The 16,028-nt window shown below is 63.4% G+C and carries 20 protein-coding genes; 11 read left to right on the top strand and 9 right to left on the bottom strand.

The window, feature by feature from the left end; all coding sequences use genetic code 11:
* Positions 1–91 precede the first annotated feature (91 nt).
* Both DES43_RS11460 and DES43_RS11455 read left to right on the top strand, forming a co-directional pair.
* Entirely contained in the window at positions 92–412 is a 321-nt protein-coding gene (locus DES43_RS11460) for a DUF1476 domain-containing protein (RefSeq protein ID WP_035025531.1), read from the top strand.
* A 143-nt stretch (positions 413–555) separates the two neighbouring features.
* On the top strand, positions 556–1,332 hold the full coding sequence (locus DES43_RS11455) for an HpcH/HpaI aldolase family protein (RefSeq protein WP_035025694.1): 777 nt from the start codon (positions 556–558) through the stop codon (positions 1,330–1,332).
* Positions 1,333–1,338: 6 nt separating this feature from the next.
* Here DES43_RS11455 and DES43_RS11450 read toward each other — a convergent pair whose 3' ends face one another.
* On the bottom strand, positions 1,339–1,887 hold the full coding sequence (locus DES43_RS11450; RefSeq protein ID WP_035025692.1) for an RBBP9/YdeN family alpha/beta hydrolase: 549 nt from the start codon (positions 1,885–1,887) through the stop codon (positions 1,339–1,341).
* Positions 1,888–2,128: 241 nt separating this feature from the next.
* Here DES43_RS11450 and DES43_RS11445 point away from each other — a divergent pair, with 241 nt between their 5' ends.
* Together DES43_RS11445 and DES43_RS11440 are read left to right on the top strand one after the other, a co-directional pair.
* Positions 2,129–2,944 carry a VOC family protein gene (locus DES43_RS11445; protein WP_035025530.1) on the top strand — a complete coding sequence of 272 codons (816 nt, stop codon included), beginning with the start codon at positions 2,129–2,131 and terminating at the stop codon, positions 2,942–2,944.
* Between the two features lie 93 nt (positions 2,945–3,037).
* On the top strand, positions 3,038–3,328 hold the full coding sequence (locus DES43_RS11440) for a putative quinol monooxygenase (protein WP_035025690.1): 291 nt from the start codon (positions 3,038–3,040) through the stop codon (positions 3,326–3,328).
* A 54-nt stretch (positions 3,329–3,382) separates the two neighbouring features.
* On the opposite strand, the gene purB is transcribed toward DES43_RS11440, so the two are convergent.
* The 4 genes from purB to DES43_RS11420 form a co-directional block, all read right to left on the bottom strand.
* Complete coding sequence (gene purB, locus DES43_RS11435) at positions 3,383–4,690, bottom strand: adenylosuccinate lyase (protein WP_035025529.1); 1,308 nt, start codon at positions 4,688–4,690, stop codon at positions 3,383–3,385.
* A gap of 142 nt (positions 4,691–4,832) precedes the next feature.
* On the bottom strand, positions 4,833–5,513 hold the full coding sequence (locus DES43_RS11430; protein ID WP_051520498.1) for a DUF2259 domain-containing protein: 681 nt from the start codon (positions 5,511–5,513) through the stop codon (positions 4,833–4,835).
* Positions 5,514–5,934: 421 nt separating this feature from the next.
* On the bottom strand, positions 5,935–6,942 hold the full coding sequence (locus DES43_RS11425) for a P1 family peptidase (RefSeq protein ID WP_035025525.1): 1,008 nt from the start codon (positions 6,940–6,942) through the stop codon (positions 5,935–5,937).
* On the bottom strand, positions 6,942–8,003 hold the full coding sequence (locus DES43_RS11420) for a branched-chain amino acid ABC transporter substrate-binding protein (RefSeq protein ID WP_133675309.1): 1,062 nt from the start codon (positions 8,001–8,003) through the stop codon (positions 6,942–6,944). Before DES43_RS11420 ends, DES43_RS11425 begins: the two co-directional genes overlap by 1 nt.
* A 179-nt stretch (positions 8,004–8,182) precedes the next feature.
* Between DES43_RS11420 and DES43_RS11415 the strand changes: the two genes are divergently transcribed.
* Genes DES43_RS11415 through DES43_RS11405 form a run of 3 tightly spaced genes read left to right on the top strand, consistent with a single transcriptional unit; the run spans position 8,183 to position 10,662 of the window.
* Positions 8,183–8,680 carry a flavin reductase gene (locus DES43_RS11415; RefSeq protein ID WP_035025520.1) on the top strand — a complete coding sequence of 166 codons (498 nt, stop codon included), beginning with the start codon at positions 8,183–8,185 and terminating at the stop codon, positions 8,678–8,680.
* A 9-nt stretch (positions 8,681–8,689) separates the two neighbouring features.
* Entirely contained in the window at positions 8,690–9,754 is a 1,065-nt protein-coding gene (locus tag DES43_RS11410) for an XdhC family protein (protein WP_035025519.1), read from the top strand.
* Between the two features lie 32 nt (positions 9,755–9,786).
* A complete protein-coding gene (locus tag DES43_RS11405) occupies positions 9,787–10,662 on the top strand; it encodes an alpha/beta hydrolase (RefSeq protein WP_035025517.1) in 876 nt (291 codons plus the stop codon).
* 18 nt (positions 10,663–10,680) lie between these two features.
* Here DES43_RS11405 and DES43_RS11400 read toward each other — a convergent pair whose 3' ends face one another.
* Together DES43_RS11400 and DES43_RS11395 are read right to left on the bottom strand one after the other, a co-directional pair.
* On the bottom strand, positions 10,681–11,736 hold the full coding sequence (locus DES43_RS11400) for a DUF1176 domain-containing protein (protein ID WP_035025515.1): 1,056 nt from the start codon (positions 11,734–11,736) through the stop codon (positions 10,681–10,683).
* Between the two features lie 111 nt (positions 11,737–11,847).
* On the bottom strand, positions 11,848–12,012 hold the full coding sequence (locus DES43_RS11395) for a DUF1127 domain-containing protein (RefSeq protein ID WP_133675307.1): 165 nt from the start codon (positions 12,010–12,012) through the stop codon (positions 11,848–11,850).
* Between the two features lie 269 nt (positions 12,013–12,281).
* Here DES43_RS11395 and DES43_RS11390 point away from each other — a divergent pair, with 269 nt between their 5' ends.
* The 4 genes from DES43_RS11390 (at position 12,282) to DES43_RS11375 (ending at position 14,597) form a co-directional block, all read left to right on the top strand.
* Positions 12,282–12,692, top strand: a complete 411-nt coding sequence (locus DES43_RS11390; RefSeq protein ID WP_342585380.1) for a hypothetical protein — start codon at positions 12,282–12,284, stop codon at positions 12,690–12,692.
* 111 nt (positions 12,693–12,803) lie between these two features.
* Positions 12,804–13,052 (top strand): ParB N-terminal domain-containing protein, encoded by a 249-nt coding sequence (locus DES43_RS11385; RefSeq protein ID WP_035025511.1) that lies wholly within the window; start codon positions 12,804–12,806, stop codon positions 13,050–13,052.
* Positions 13,053–13,186: 134 nt separating this feature from the next.
* Positions 13,187–13,396 (top strand): hypothetical protein, encoded by a 210-nt coding sequence (locus DES43_RS11380; protein ID WP_245514565.1) that lies wholly within the window; start codon positions 13,187–13,189, stop codon positions 13,394–13,396.
* A 175-nt stretch (positions 13,397–13,571) separates the two neighbouring features.
* Positions 13,572–14,597, top strand: a complete 1,026-nt coding sequence (locus DES43_RS11375) for a glycoside hydrolase family 25 protein (RefSeq protein WP_035025507.1) — start codon at positions 13,572–13,574, stop codon at positions 14,595–14,597.
* A gap of 124 nt (positions 14,598–14,721) precedes the next feature.
* Here the strand turns inward: DES43_RS11375 and DES43_RS11370 are convergent, their stop codons facing one another.
* Together DES43_RS11370 and DES43_RS11365 are read right to left on the bottom strand one after the other, a co-directional pair.
* Complete coding sequence (locus DES43_RS11370; RefSeq protein WP_035025506.1) at positions 14,722–15,261, bottom strand: DUF2076 domain-containing protein; 540 nt, start codon at positions 15,259–15,261, stop codon at positions 14,722–14,724.
* A 33-nt stretch (positions 15,262–15,294) separates the two neighbouring features.
* Positions 15,295–16,011: a Bax inhibitor-1/YccA family protein gene (locus DES43_RS11365; RefSeq protein WP_035025504.1), complete on the bottom strand. Its 717-nt coding sequence runs from the start codon at positions 16,009–16,011 to the stop codon at positions 15,295–15,297.
* Positions 16,012–16,028 lie beyond the last annotated feature (17 nt).

The raw sequence follows: 16,028 nt of genomic DNA, 5'->3' as shown, positions 1-16,028 counted from the left end.
ACATATTGACCGCAGGCCGGCCTTTTGGTTTGTGCGTTCGCATTCCATATTCATGGTAAAATCGAATCGCTTGCACCCGGAGGGTAACGCCATGACCAACATGAAGGACCGGCAGGAGGGCTTCGAGCGCAAGTTCGCGCTGGACGAAGAACAGAAGTTCCGGGCGATTGCCCGCCGCAACAAGCTGCTTGGCCTCTGGGCCGCCGAGAAGCTCGGCAAGAGCGGCGCCGATGCCGATGCCTACGCCACCGAAGTGGTGAAGGCCGATTTTGAGGAAGTGGGCGACGAGGACGTGTTCCGCAAGATCCGCAAGGATTTCGATGCCGCCGGCGTCGAGCAGTCCGACCACCAGATCCGCCGCACGATGGAAGAGCTGCTGGCCACCGCTGCCGAGCAGGTCAAGAACGGCTGAGGCAGAGGTGTCGCGCGAGGCTGTCCGCTTCGCCGCATCCCTGAACCGTCGCCGAGAAATGAAGCCGCCCGGTCATGTCGGGCGGCTTTTTCTTTGAAATCAGATGTTTCCCGTCTTTTCCGGAATCAGATTGCGAGAAGGTCATGTCGCTCAAACAACGTCTTGAAGCCGATGAAGTGGTGCTGACGAGCTGGTCCGGCGTTCCCGATGCGCTGACCGTCGAGATCATGGCGGCGCAGGGCTTCGATGCCGTTACGCTCGACATGCAGCATGGCGGCCACAACGAAGACAGCGTTCTGCGCTGTCTCGCCCCGGTTCTGTCCGCCGGAAAAGCGGCCATCGTGCGCGTGCCTGTGGGCCGCTTCGACATGGCCAGCCGTGCGCTGGATTTCGGAGCGGAAGCGATCATCGCGCCGATGATCAACTCGCTTGCCGATGCGCAGGCTTTTGCCGCCGCAACGAAGTATCCGCCGCTCGGCCAGCGGTCCTGGGGGCCGACATATGCGTTTCCCCGCTACGGACAGGGTGATCATCAGGAATGGCTGCGCACCAGCAACGAGCGCATTTTGTCCTTTGCGATGATCGAAACGCGCGAAGCGCTCGACGTTCTGGACGATATTCTGGCAGTGCCCGGCATCGACGCCATCTTCCTTGGACCCGGCGACCTGTCGATTGCATGGACCGGGGGCCGCCAGATAAATTCGACGCTTGAAGAGATGATGGACGCTGTCGCTTCCGTGGCGGCGAAGGCGAGGGCAGCCGGCAAGCATGCCGGCATCTACGTTACCGACACGGCCATCGCCGGCCGTTTCGTGGAGATGGGCTACCGGCTGCTCGCCACCGGCTCGGAACAGCAGCTCATCGCACAGGGAGCCGCCGGCCTGCTGTCGGGCCTGAGGCAGTCCATCGGCGCAAGATAGGCCGCCTTAAAGGCGGCTCATGAAATGGGCGAAGGTCATCGACCCTTCCGGCCATGGACCATGGCCGGAGGCAGCGTTGATATGTCCCGATTCTCCTGCGTCGATGAACAGCGAGCCCCACGCGGATGCAATGTCCTCGGCGACCTCGAAGGCGCAGTAGGGATCGTTGCGGCTCGCCACCGTGATCGACGGAAAGGGCAGCGGATCGCGCGGATAGGGCCCGAATGTCATCAGATGCTTCGGCTTGATCGCCGGGTTGGCGACATCCGGCGGGGCTACCAGAAACGCGCCGGCCACCGGCCGCGTGAAAAGCGGAAGCGCATGCATGACGGTGGGCACGCCGAGCGAGTGGGCGACAAGAACCACCGGCTTTTCAGCCGCATTGACCGCGTTGGCGAGCGTATTCGTCCAGTCCTCGCGCACAGGTTTCGACCATTCCGCCTGTTCCACGCGGCGCGCGCTCGACAGCCTGGCTTCCCAGCGGGATTGCCAGTGATCGGGACCGGAATTGGTGTAGCCGGGAACGATGAGGAGTTCTGCGTCTTTGACTTTCATGCGCCGCATGTAGCGATGGAACGAGGCTCCTGCAACGGATGCCAGATTGTTTTGCTTTGGTGAACGATATGTTCCACGTTTGCGGTATTGTGTGAACGAATACGCCTGACGATATTGGCGGGGAACAATGAACCGGAGGCGTGCCTTGAACCTCACACGACGCAGCTTTGCAGGTGCGGTCTGTGCCCTGCCGCTCACCATGGTGAAATCGCGGGCGCAACCGGTCGGAACGGAGATGAACATGAGTGGACTTCCCTTTGCCGCCACGACGCCGATAAGCGTTTCCCGCGTCGGCCTGCGCGCCTGCGATGCCGAAGCGCTGGCCGCCTACTACCGCACGACCGTCGGCCTGCAGGAACTGTCGCGCGACGGCGAGACCATCACGCTGGGCGCTGCCGGCCGGCCTTTGCTGGTGATCGAATCCGACAAGGCCGCAAAGCCCGACGATCCGCGTTCGGCCGGCCTGTTCCATACGGCCTTCCTGCTGCCGTCACGCGCCGACCTTGGGCGCTGGATCAACCATGCCATAGCCGACAAGATCAGGATCGACGGCGCATCCGACCACATCGTGTCCGAGGCTCTCTACCTGACCGACCCGGAAGGCAACGGCATCGAGATCTATGCCGACCGGCCGCATGAAGGCTGGAAATGGCATGACGGGCAGGTGGAGATGGCCACCGCACGCATGGATGTCGAGGGTGTCATCGGTTCCGTCCCGGCCGGAGACGCCGGCTGGCAGGGTGCGCCGGAGAACACGGTTGTCGGCCATGTCCATCTGCGTGTCGGCGACCCCGCGCAGGCGGAAAACTGGTGGCAGAAGGAATTCGGCTTCGACACCGTGGCGCACTATGGCGACAAGGCCGTGTTCATGTCGTCCGGCGGCTATCATCACCACATCGCCGGCAACATCTGGCAGAGCCCCGGCGCGGGCCGCCGCGACCCCGGCCGCAGCGGTTTGTCATGGGTGGAGATGCGTTCGGCGGAAGCCTCTGCCGCGGCCAGCCGCGAGGATCCCTGGGGCACGGTGATCAGGACCGTTCCCGGAAAGGCAGCGTGAGCGCCATCCTGCTGACAGGTTTCGGCATCGGCGCCTGCTAACAGACGGAGACGGAGCGCTTCGCTTCGTATCCATCTCAGGACAGGAATGCGCATGCTCAAGGTCATCGCCGAAGATTTCATCGACCCGGATCACATCGGCACCGTCACGCCGCTTTATGCGGAACTGGTCGGGAAGACGCGGCTTGAACCGCTTTGCATCGCCTACGATCTGTTCGTAGACCAGAAGGATGCCGGCCACTTCGTGTTTGTCGAAAAGTGGCCGGATCGTGCCGCGCTGGACGCGCATTGCCGTAGCGAACATTTCCGGCGGCTGGTGCCGCTCATCAATCGGCACCAGCGCAGGGAGGGAACCGTCATTCTCATGGACGCTTTCGTGCCCTGAAGCTCCTGACCGCCTGCTGGTCGTGAGACGGGCAGGCGGTCAATCACGCCGCGTTCAGCTCTTCCCGAACACCCGCCTGAAGATCGTGTCGACATGCTTGGTGTGGTAGCCGAGGTCGAACTTCTCGCGGATTTCTTCTTCGGAAAGAGCTGCCGTCACTTCCGCGTCGGCCAGCAGTTCCTCAAGAAAATCCTTGCCCTGTTCCCACACCTTCATGGCGTTGCGCTGCACCAGGCGGTAGGAATCCTCGCGCGACACACCGGCCTGCGTCAGCGCCAGCAGAACACGCTGCGAATGCACCAGCCCGCGGAACCTGTTGAGGTTGCGCTCCATGTTTTCGGGATAGACCAGCAGCTTGTCGATGACGTTGGTAAGCCGCGCCAGCGCGAAGTCCAGCGTGACGGTGGCGTCCGGGCCGATCATGCGCTCCACCGAGGAGTGCGAGATATCGCGCTCGTGCCACAGCGCTACGTTTTCCATGGCCGGGTAGGCGTAGGAGCGCACCATGCGGGCAAGGCCGGTGAGGTTCTCGGTCAGCACCGGGTTGCGCTTGTGCGGCATGGCCGACGAGCCCTTCTGGCCCGGCGAGAAATATTCCTCCGCCTCCAGCACTTCGGTGCGTTGCAGATGGCGGATTTCAATGGCGAGGCGCTCGATGGACGAGGCGATGACGCCGAGCGTTGCGAAGAACATGGCGTGGCGGTCGCGCGGAATGACCTGCGTGGAAACCGGCTCCGGCTTGAGGCCGAGCTTCTTCGCCACATGCTCTTCGACGTAAGGATCGATATTGGCGAAGGTGCCGACCGCGCCGGAAATGGCGCAGGTGGCGATGTCCTCTCGCGCATGCACCAGCCGCTCGCGCGCTCTGGAAAATTCGGCATAGGCTTCCGCCAGCTTCACGCCGAAGGTGGTCGGCTCGGCATGGATGCCGTGGCTGCGGCCTATGGTAACGGTGTCCTTGTGCTCGAACGCGCGGCGCCTGAGGGCGTCCAGCAGAGCGTCGATGTCAGCCAGCAACAGGTCGGCGGCACGAGTGAGCTGCACTGCAAGGCAGGTGTCCAGAACGTCCGACGAGGTCATGCCCTGATGGATGAAACGAGAATCGGGGCCGACGAACTCGGCCAGGTGGGTAAGGAAGGCGATGACGTCATGCTTGGTGACGCGCTCGATCTCGTCGATGCGCTCGACGTCGAAGGTGGCGCTGCCGCCCTTTTCCCAGATCGTCCTCGCGGCTTCCTTCGGGATCACGCCAAGTTCGGCCAGCGCGTCGCAGGCATGGGCCTCGATCTCGAACCAGATGCGGAAGCGGGTCTCAGGCGACCAGATGGCGACCATTTCCGGCCGGGAATAACGGGGGATCATCTCAGGGCCCTCAGCTTTATCGGGGAAGTCGCCCGCGTCCTAACAGACAGAGGGCCGATGCTCAACGCACGATGACCTGTGCCGGCAGCGAAAAGGCCGGACAGATGCCCGGCCTCGTGAAAATTCGATCTGCTTTTCGGGTTCAGAATTTCCCGGTGACCGCCATCCAGCGGTAATCCGGCCCCTCGAAGCCGATCTTCTGCACGGCGATCAGCACGGCATAGTGGCTGACGCTGCCTTCGCTGGCGAAGGTCTGGATCGCGCCGATCGAATAGCCGGTCGGGCAGCCACGGCTTTGCGGCACGGACTTGTCCTCATGAACGATCCGGGTGCTGCCGCCATCGGTGGCGTCGATGCGCAGCAGGCGGAACCCCCTGGCCTCGCCCATGCCATGGCATTGCTCAAGCTCGCCGAAGGGAATGGCCTCCAGACGAAATTCCAGCGGTTTGTCGATGGCTGGAAAAACGGGGCGCGGGTTGACGGCCATGCGAAGCGGATCGGCCGAAAGCTCCGTTACCGCATTGCTGCCGGCCGTATAGCCGCGATGGGCGGAAAGCTCCGATTGCGTGACGATGGCCTCGCCCTGTTCGCGTGCCTTGTCGCGCGCGGCCTGCAAGCTGGCGTTCTCGTCGTCGATGCGCACCCGGACCGGCGTTCCCTTCATATAGCTGTCGGTCGCGGTGTCGATGTAATAGCGGTTAGCATAGGGGAAGCCGGAGCCGTCCTGCACGCCATATTCCTCGAAGGCGAAAATGCTTCCGTTCTGGCTGAAGCCGAGGATGGCCAGTTCCGCCACATCACCGGCGCGGACGCCCGTGGCCATGGTGCAGGCAAGGATCAGAAGGGAAGAAAGTCTGGCGAATCGCAAGGCAGGCTCCTGTTGGAATGAAAGCATGATCATAGCCCATGCCTTCGCTGAAAATCAGGCTTTATAAAGGGAAATCCGATGGCCCGGAGGGAACGTGACAATCGCTCAGGCAGCGGGAACGATAGCCCTGATTGACCCGCCTTCGCCGCGCTCGATACGGATTTTGCCGTTGTCTGGCACAGGCGGCGCACTGACAGCCGTGGGCTTTTCGGCGTCGACCCTGTCGGCAGAAAGAAGCTCCCTGCCTCTCGCGGTCTTCTGCCGTTCAAGTTGATCGAAATGGAACATCATGTCATTCCGATGCCGGGTTCGGGATCAGGATAGGTCGGTCCGCACTCCGCGTCCAGCCATCCTGCCCCGGCATCGCTCAGCGCGCTTACCACACAGGGGCCGACCATACGGGGAAGGGGTCGTTTTGCGCTGCCGTGGCCGCATACACACCGCGCGCAATGGCCCGCGCCATGGTGGCGCCGGCTGCCGCGCCGAGCACGATGGCTTCTTCTGGAGAGACGGCGATGCCGCTGCGCGCTGTCGCAAGCGCGAAGACCAGATCGCCGTCGAACGGTGTGTGGCTGGGCCATATTGCGCGGGTGAAGCCATCGTGGGCGGCGATGGCCAGCCGCTTGGCGGAAGCCTTGGTAAGCACCGCGTCGGTTGCGATGACGGCGATGGTGGTGCTGGCCCCTTGCGGTTTCTCGCTGAATTTCAGCCGCAGCTTACGCGCCTCGAACGGCATGGGGAAGGGCAGGCCGAGCCCGCCGAACTCGTCGCCGATCTCGAAGGGGGCGGCCCAGAAATGACGGCTGCGTCCCACCGTCACCGATCCCAGCGGGTTGACCGCCACCAGCGCTCCCACGGTGATCCCATTGTCCAGAACGGTCGAGGCCGAGCCGAGCCCGCCCTTCAGGCCGGCGGTCAGCGCGCCCGCGCCGGCCCCTTGCGTGCCGATGGCGAAATCCGTGCTGGCGATGCTGGCGGCTTCATATCCAAGCTCGCGATAGGGCGGATAGCGCCCCCAGTCCTTGTTTCCGCCATTGGTGAGGTCGAACAGGATGGCGGCCGGCACGATGGGCACGATCTGGTCCTGCACGGCAAAGCCGATGCCCTGTTCGCGCAGCCACGCCTGAGTGCCGGCGGCGGCATCGAGCCCGAAGGCCGAGCCCCCGGAAAGCACCACGGCATTGACGGTCTCGACCGTGTTGTGGGGCTCAAGAAGATCGGTTTCGCGGGTGCCGGGCGCGCCGCCCAGCACCTGCACCGCCGCGGTTGCCGGCTCGTCGCACAGCACGGCGGTGACGCCCGATTTGATATGGGCGTTGGCGGCGTTGCCGACCCGCAGTCCGGGAACATCGGTAATGAGGTTGCGCGGGCCTGTCCGGAACATCACTGCACCTCCGCCAGCAGGAAGCGCTGTCCGTCGAAATGGAACAGGCGATAGGGGTTTTGTGTCAGGTCGCCTTTGGCGTCGAAACGGATCGGTCCGATGGCGGTGGCGAACCCCCGGCCGGAAAGCGCTTCCTCAAGGGGCTGGCTGCCTCCCGCCGCAGCCCGGGCCACCTGAACCGCCGCATAGGCGGGCAATGCGTATCCTTCGGCTATCGCGCCATTCGCGCGAAACGCCTCCAAACTCCTCGGGTCCGCCACCTCGGCCCATTCCGGCAGGGCAATCATCAGCGTACCGGTCGTGAGCGCCACATCGCCGTAAGGGGCGCGCAGCGCCTCTCCGCCGGCAAATGTTATGCCGGCTTCCAGCGTCGCGGCATCGCGGCCCATGATGGCGATGTCTTCGGCATCGCCGCCGACGAAGACATGCGTCGCGCCGGATCTCTTCAGGCGCCCGACAAGTGCGGTCTGGTTCTCCAGTCCCGGCCGGAACGTGTCGACGAAAACCGGCTTGAGTGCTGCCTGTTCGGCCTGCGCCCGGAAGGTTTCAGCCAGCTCGCGCCCGTAGATGGTTCCGTCGTCGACGATCGCGAAATGTGCATCCTTCCAGAGCCGGGTCAGGATGGAAGCCACCGCATTGCGTTCGTCGTCGCCGCGTGGGCCGAGCCGGAACACCGGCCAGCCCGTGCGCTCGCGGCGGTCGGTCAGGCTGTCGTTGCGCACGCCGATGGCGATCACGGGAATGCCTGCATTCTTGAGAATGGGCGCTGCCGCCTCCAGCGATTCCATGCAGAGAAAGCCGACGACGGCCTGTGCACGGGCTTGCGCGAAGCGTCTGGCCGCAGCCTCACCGCCGGCGGCCGTGCACCCGTCGTCGGCAATTGTCAGTTCGGCTTCAAGGGCATGGGCCGCGAGTTTCGCTCCGGCCTCGATCTGCCGGCCCAGCAATTCCGCCCCGCCCGAAAGAGGCGCCGCGACGCCGACTGCGAGCGGATCGGCATGAGCGCCGAAGGCAAGCAAATGGCCGACAAGGGCTGCTGCTATGGCCTGTGCGATGCGCATCGGTGAGCGAGTATGTCCTTCAGCTTCTTTGCCGGTTCGTCCTGCTGTAGAGGCTGGCGACGTGTTGCGCAACACGGCAGATCGCAAGGCAGGATCGCCTTGCCTTTGCGGCATGTGTTGCTTGTGACCCGTGCAAGCCCGTCTTATATAACGGTAAAATTGCAATTGGATCGCTGCCGGTGCTCAAGAAGAACGATATCGGACCTCAGGCCTATCGCGATGCGATGGCCAAATTCGCCGGCCACGTCCATATCGTGACCACTGACGGACCCGGCGGCCTGCGCGGCGCGACCGTGACCGCGACCTGCTCGGTATCGGACACGCCGCCCATCGTTCTGGTGTGCCTCAACCGCGAGAATGCCCGGAACGAAGCTTATCTCGTCAATGGCAAGTTTGCGCTCAATACGCTGGGAGAGCGGCATCGGCCGCTGGCTGCGGCCATTTCAGGCCAGACCGGGTTGCCGACCATGGCCGAACGCTTCAGGGCAGGCGAGTGGGACACCATCGAAACTGGTGCGCCGACGCTCGTTGACGCGGTCGCGGTGTTCGATTGCGAGATCATCGACACCAGGGACATCGCGACCCATCGCGTGCTTTTCGGGCGCGTCACCGGGCTTCGCATCGGGCAGGACCAGCGGCCGCTGATGTACCATGACCGCCGCTATGAGATTCTCTGACCGAAGGGCATGAGCGAACCGGTCGACACGAGCCTGCCCCGCGATCCGCTGGAAATTGCGGAAAAATGGCTGGCCGAAGGGCGCAAGGTTGCACTGGCCACCGTCGTGGACACATGGGGGTCGGCGCCGCGGCCGGCCGGAAGCCATCTCGTCATCGATGCGGACGGCAATTTTCAGGGTTCGGTGTCCGGTGGTTGTGTCGAGGGAACGGTGATAACGGAAGCGCTCGACGCGATCGGTTCGGGAACGGCGCGGACACTCGATTTCGGGGTGGCCGACGAAACCGCCTGGAAGGTTGGCCTGTCCTGCGGCGGCCGCATCCGCGTTCATGTCGGGAGGCTGGAAGGCGGGCAGCCGTCCGCACATCCGCAAAGCCTTGGCGGCCTTCTCACACTTTTGAATGCGGCGCGCCGCGCGCGCCGCCCTGTCGTCGTCGCGACAGACCTTCGTGACGGAACCGCCCAGCTCATCCGCCGGGAAGATGAAGCGCCCCGGGGAATCTGCGAAGCGGTCCGGGTCGCCTTCGAGACCGGTCGCTCCCGCCATGTGGAGGCGGCAGGACAAAGCCTGTTCCTCAACGCCTATCTGCCGCAGCCCCGCCTTGTACTGATTGGCGCGGTCCACATCAGCCAGGCGCTGGTGCCGATGGCCCGTATCGCTGGCTTTCCGGTGGAGATCATCGATCCGCGCACCGCCTTCGCCACGCCGGAACGCTTTCCGGATGTGACGCTGCATGCAAGCTGGCCGCAGGAGGTGTTTGCCGCACAGCCGCTCGATGCCCGCACGGCGCTTGCCGCGCTGACCCACGATCCGAGGATCGACGATCTGCCGCTTCAGGCTGCGCTGGAGGCTGGCTGCTTCTATGTGGGCGTTCTGGGAAGCCGCAAGCTGCGCGAACAACGCAATGAGCGTCTGCGCGCCGCCGGTGTCAGCCGCGATCTGCTCGGGCGGATCCGGTCGCCTATCGGCCTGAACATTTCGGCTGCCAATCCCGCCGAAATCGCGGTCGCTGTCCTCGCCGAGGTCATCTCGGCCTCTCGCTCACGCAGCCTCACATCGCCGGTGCACCGTTGACAGGTGCCGCGCCTCCGGTGCAATCGCACGGGATGCACGGTTTCATCGCCTTTCTGTCGATCCTGCTGCTGGCCGCTCCGGCCGGCGCGCAGTCGCCTGCGCTCAAGCCTTACAGGGACGATCTGTTCGCCTATCCCGCGATCCTGTCGTCCGAGCCGGGCGATGTCTACAGGGTGGTTGATTATCGCGAGATGCGCGACATCAACGGGCGCGACCAGATTCCCGAGCGCCGGGTGAAGGGCGCTTACGTTTCGACGGGCGTGCGCAAGGTTCAGAAAGATCTGACGCTGAAGACGGATGTCGGTGCGATACGGCATTTTGCCGTAGGGCGAACGGAAAGCGCCAGCGTTATCGTGCTTTACCTGCACGGGCAGGGCGGCAGCCGTCGTCAGGGGGTGGACGATTTCACCTTCGGCGGCAACTTCAACCGCATCAAGAACCTGATGGCGCAAAACGGCGGGCTCTACCTGTCACCGGATTTCTCCGATTTCGGAGAGCGCGGCGCATCAGAGATTGCGGCGCTCATCGGCCATTACGCCGGGCGTTCACCGGGAGCGAAGGTGTTTGTCGCCTGCGGCTCCATGGGCGGTGCGCTCTGCTGGAGGCTGGCGGCAGGCAAGGACACCGGCGCGGAGGTCGACGGGCTTCTGCTGCTCGGCTCCCTGTGGGACGAGGGCTTTCTGGCCAGTCCCGCCTTCAAGCGGCGCATCCCCGTTTTCTTCGGGCAGGGCAGCAAGGACCCGGTATTCCCGGTCGGGAAGCAGGAAGCCTTCTTCCGCGCAATTCTGAGCAAGTCGAAAAACTATCCTGCCCGTTTCGTGCGCTTCGAGACGGGCACGCACGGCACGCCGATCCGGATGACGGACTGGCGCGAGACGCTCAACTGGATGCTTTCCGTAGCCAGATAGGCTCGTCATACAAGCCCATCAGGGTGCCGTATTGTAGTCCAGAACGGTCTCGGGGTTGATCTGGCCGTCATAGGATGCATCGACCTCGTACTGAACCAGCGAGAACCGGCCATTGCGGAAAAGCCATGTGCCGGTGGAGGAGGCATCGCCCGCACCGCGCCATCTGGAATGCGAGACGATCGAGTGGGTGGCCTCGTCGTAATCGGCATTCACCAGCTGGTCGGCCGTGTTGTATCCGATGACGTTGACAGCCTCCAGCTTCCCTTCGGGATCGTCATTCGCGTAATGAATGTCGAGTTCCGGCTCGGCAAACTGAAGCTGACGCACGCCACCCTCGTCATCCGTCAGGTAAAAGGCGAAAGTCTCGTTGTAGGCGCCACGCATGCACAGGAAACGGAACAGCCGCGCTTCCTTTTCGGCGTCGTCGTTCCTGGTGTGGTAGCGGATCGTATAATCGGCGATGCCCGTGGCCTCGTCGTCCCCGGACAGGGAAGCATCGCACCGCTCGCCATAGCTGGCGGCAAAGGCGGCCGTCGCTTTTTCCAGAGCCGTATCGCGCTGGGGCGGCATCGGGCCGTCGCCGCAGCTTGCCGGCAATGCATGCTCGAAGGCCGATGTGCTTGGCTTCAGCTCGCCCTTTTCGATGTGCAGCGGCCTGAAAGGCGGTTCCTGCGTCTGGGCGCTGAGCTGACGCAGCGTATAGCAGCCTGCGAAAATCTTCTCGCTGCCGTCCTGCTGCCCGGCACGGATCGCAACCGGTATGGTGTAGTAAATGCTGCCTGCCGCCCCTTCCTCCGAAATGCCGCCGGTTTCGACCTCCACCGAGGTCGTGCCTTCATAGCCTTTGGCGAAGCTTTCGAAGTCCGCCGCAGGCTTGGTCTCGCCGAAATAGTCCCACGCCCTTGCGTATTCGTGACGGTTTATGGCGCTGTAGAGCGACCGGATCAGCGCCGCCGGATCGGACCGGTCGTCGATATAGGAAGCGTCCGTGTCAGCGCGCGCTGTGATGGAAGCCGCAGCAACAAGGCAGCCCGAAAAGACCGTCGCGAGGGTTCGCGCCAATGCTCTGTTCATGTGTCCGTCTCCTGCCATGTCCGCGACCTGACGCGTGAATGCGGCACAGTGGAGGAGAAGACTATGCGAGGCGGCATCGATTCGCCACACGCGCGCATTGCATCTTGCCGGTCAGCGCATCGACATTTCGCGGGCTATGCGCGGAAAATCCGCCGGCTTGATGCCGATGTCGGCGCGATCGGAATTGCTCATGGCGTTGAGCAGAGCCAATGCCGTGCGATAACGCACTTCTTCCTGGGGACGGGGGCGGGCGAACAGTTCTGTGACAAAACCCATGACCGGGCTCCTGAATTGTCCTCCCATCTTCATTCTTATACGTCATTTGTGACGATTGTGCGCTGCAACATAGGCATGGCTGCCATGAATTCAGGCAGGTTTGGAGCCTGGGAATTAAATTTGTAACCGTGGATTCCACCCAATCTTAACGGACCGCGCCTAGGCTGTGTGCGTTCCAATACGGGGAGGCGGACATAGCCAGTGGCGCAGCAAAGGATTTCGCGTCCCTGCTGGACGATCTTTTCGTCTCGGCCGGCGAGGATCAGCCGTTGCCGGCAAATCCGACAATACCGTTCGACTATCTTGCCGTGGTGGAGGAGTTGCACTGCGGGCGCATAAAGGTGTCGGAAGACGCGCTGGCTGCGCAGTATCGTGACAGCGGTGTCGATCTCGGTGTTGAGTTCGCCGCCTTGCTGGATCAGGCGAGGGCCGCGCTGGGCGAGGCGGATATCGCTCTACAGCCGATCCCCCCGGAACTCGCGCCAGTCGACCCCGAATCGATCGCAGCCGAACTCGGCCTTGGACAACCGGGCGTCGATTTGCGGGCGGTGCGCCGCCGCTTCGCCCTCGTGAACCACCCCGACCGGGTACCGCCGCATCTGCGCCAGCGCGCGATGATCCGCATGCAGATCGCCAACATGCTTATCGATGAAGCTGCCGGAGCCGTAAAGAAGCGCTGACATCCGGGCGGGGCATGATAATCGCGACGGCCTGCAACAATACCCTGTTACCCTATATAGTGATGGTGGCAGCGGGCCGGTTTGCGGTCAGCGAAGCAGGTGGGAGTCGGCATGCTCAGGGTCCAGAAAGTTGCGGTGGACGAGATTTACGTGCCTGCGGCACGCCGCAAGACGCTTCATCCCGAAACGGTGCGCCATCTTGCCGAGAACATCGTCGAAAACGGCATGACGACACCTATCCAGGTGCGCCACGACGGCAAGCGCTACGTGCTTGTCGAAGGGCTGCACCGGCTGGAAGCCATGAAATGGCTGGGCGAGCAGGCGATCGACGCCTATCTCGTTCAGGCCCGGAAACATTGATCCTGTCCGGATGCCGCTGAAAGCAGGGCAATGCCCGCAGCGAAATTTCACGCATTTGCCATAGCTTAGTCGTCTCAGTGCCATTGGCGCGTCAAGATTCGGTACCTATCTATGCCGCACCGGCGCAGGGCTGAATGAAGAGGCACGACATGAGCGAGGAAAAGAGCAGGCTCGATGAATTGCTGGACGATCCGATGGTTCAGCTCGTCATGCAACGCGACCGCGTGAATCCGAAAGGGTTGCGCTGGATGCTCGAACGCGCCCGCGCCCGTGTCGAGGACCCCTCGCTGCCTCCCGCCTACATGGTGGCGCGCGAATGCCGCGAGCAGGGGATTTGCCCCTGAACCTTCGATCAGCGCTTTCCGTCCGGGGTCGAACCGGGCGGAACGTGCCGATTCGCGCCAAACGTTAAAAAATTGATTCAAACTTTCTTGGTAATTCATCCTTCATAATTGTCCCGGGTTCCGGAGTGGCATCAGTCTGCCGGCCGGCCGATGTGGTTTTGCGTACAGGTCCCGGATGCGTTCTTCAGCTTTGCCAGCGCTTGTCATTCTCGGTCTCGTTGCATCCGGCTGCTCACGCGTCGGCATCGAGGATATCGTCCCGCGCCCCTCGCAGGAGACGACCAGCTCGATCGAGCGGCCGGTAACGCCCTCTGTCAGGGTGGGCGCAAGCGCCCCGGCCCAGACCTCGGCCCCTGCCGAAAAGGTGGAGGACCAGATCGCGGCGCTGAGCGGAGGCGAGACCGATTCCGGTTTCGCCATGCCGGCGCTGGAAACCGCGGCCCTCGTTCCCACGCCGCGCCCCGCGACCAGATCGCAGAAGGCGATCGATGCGGTCATCCATCCGCAACGCTTCCGCGACGCCAAGCCGATCAACTTCGGCAAGGTGGCGCCGCGCCACTACGCGGTTCACGGTGTGGACGTTTCACGCTGGCAGGGCGAGATCGACTGGCCGAAACTGCGCAGCCAGGGCGCAAATTTCGCCTTCATCAAGGCAACGGACGGTGGCGACCACCTCGACCCGATGTTCATGAAGAACTGGACCGGCGCGGCCGCCGCAGGGATCAGGCGCGGCGCCTATCATTTCTTCTACTGGTGCCGGCCGGCGAGCGAGCAGGCCGACTGGTTCATCCGCAACGTGCCCAAGGTGGCCGGCGCTCTGCCGCCTGTCATCGATGTGGAATGGAATGGCGAGTCGCGCTGCCGCAAGCGCCCGTCGCCGGCGCAGGTGCGCGAGAAGATGCAGGTCTTCATGGACAGGCTGGAGCGTCACTATGGCCAGCGGCCCATCATCTACACCGCCCCCGATTTCTATGCCGACAACCTGAAAGGCGCTTTCACGGACTATCCGTTCTGGCTGCGTGCCGTGGCCCAGCACCCGTCCAGGGTCTATCCCGGCCGCAAATGGGTATTCTGGCAATATTCGGGATCGGGCCTGTCGCACGGTGTGAAGGGCAACATCGACCTCAACGTCTTCAACGGAACCGAAGCGCAGTGGCGCAACTGGCTGGGTGGACGGCAACTGATGGCCGAGGCTGACTGACGCTCTGGAAGGAGGCGGTCTTCTTCAGCCGAAGACGCTCTCCCCGTGAAGTCTTGTTATCGGCGCTGCTTGCAGAAAAACAAAGGGGTCGGAGATACCGGCCCCTTTGTGAGCGAAATTCCGGTCAGAAGCCGATGTCGTCGAAGCCGCCGTCGAATCCTTCGTCGGCGGCTCCGGCGTCGTCATCCGCTGCATGTGCCTCGCCGCCGCCGAACATGCCGGCAATGGCATTGCCAAGAAGCACGCCGCCCGCAACGCCCATGGCGGTCTGGGCCGCGCCCGCGAGGAAGCCTCCCCCTGCGCCGGCGCGCGCATTATTGGTCACGCCGGCCGGCAGGGGCGACCGGGGCGCGGCTGTGCCGGCCCGGCCGATGCGCGGCACGGTTCGCTGCGGCGGGCGGCTGTTGCCGAAAAGCCCGCCCAAGATGCCGCCGGAGTGCTGTTGGGCCTGCGCCTCCAGTTCCTCTATGCGGGCTCGCGCCGCTTCCAGCGCCTGTTCCTGCACGATGATGGTCTGCGCCATATAGTATGGCGCGCCGGGCTGGGAGGCGATGCGGTCCCGGATATAGGCTTCCGCTTCACCGTCGCGGGGCGGCGCCTGACGCTCGACGGCATCGAGCTTGCTGAAAAGCTGCTCGATCGCCTGGCTGTCGTTTCGATCCATCCTGTCGTCCTTTTCTGGTTGGGGATCCGGCGGCTACTCGCGCTCGCCGGTAAAATTGAGCAGCAACTGGAAGATGTTGACGAAATTCAGGTACAGCGAGAACGCGCCCCAGACGGCCAGCTTCTGCCTGGATTCGGAATCGAAATTTTCCGCATACTGCTCCTTGATCGTCTGCGTGTCCCATGCGGTCAGGCCGAGGAACACGAAGATACCGATCACCGAGATGGCGAATTGCAGCGCCGAGGACTGCATGAACAGGTTGACCAGCGCTGCGATCAGAACGCCGATCAGGCCCATGATGAGGAAGGACGAGAACTTCGTCAGGTCCGTCTTTGTCGTATAGCCGTAGAGGCTCATGGCACCGAACATGGTGGCTGCGATGAAGAAGGTGCGCGCGATCGAGGCGCCCGTGAAGACGAGGAATACCGAGGCGAGCGAAAGGCCCATGAGCCCGCAGAAGACCCAGAACATGGCCTGTGCGCCCACTGCCGTCATGGTCTGTATGCGAAACGAGAACAGGAACACGAAGGCGAGGGGGGCGAGCATCACCACCCACTTGAGCGGTGTCGAGAAGATCGGCACGTAGAGTGCCGGAACGGATGACACGATGAAGGCGACAGCGCCCGTCAGCACCAGCCCGAGCGCCATATAGTTGTAGACGCGCAGCATGTGCTGGCGCAGGCCCTCGTCGAACAGGGCCGCGCTTTGCTGGCCGAAGCCTGCACGATAGCCGTAATTCGGGGTGTTCATTCAATAACCTCCTGAAG

The organism is Aquamicrobium defluvii, assembly GCF_004363725.1.
GTDB classification, from domain to species: Bacteria; Pseudomonadota; Alphaproteobacteria; order Rhizobiales; family Rhizobiaceae; genus Mesorhizobium; species Mesorhizobium defluvii.
The sequence above is the reverse complement of the archived record's forward strand: the minus strand, read 5'-3'. Positions and strand labels throughout refer to the sequence as shown.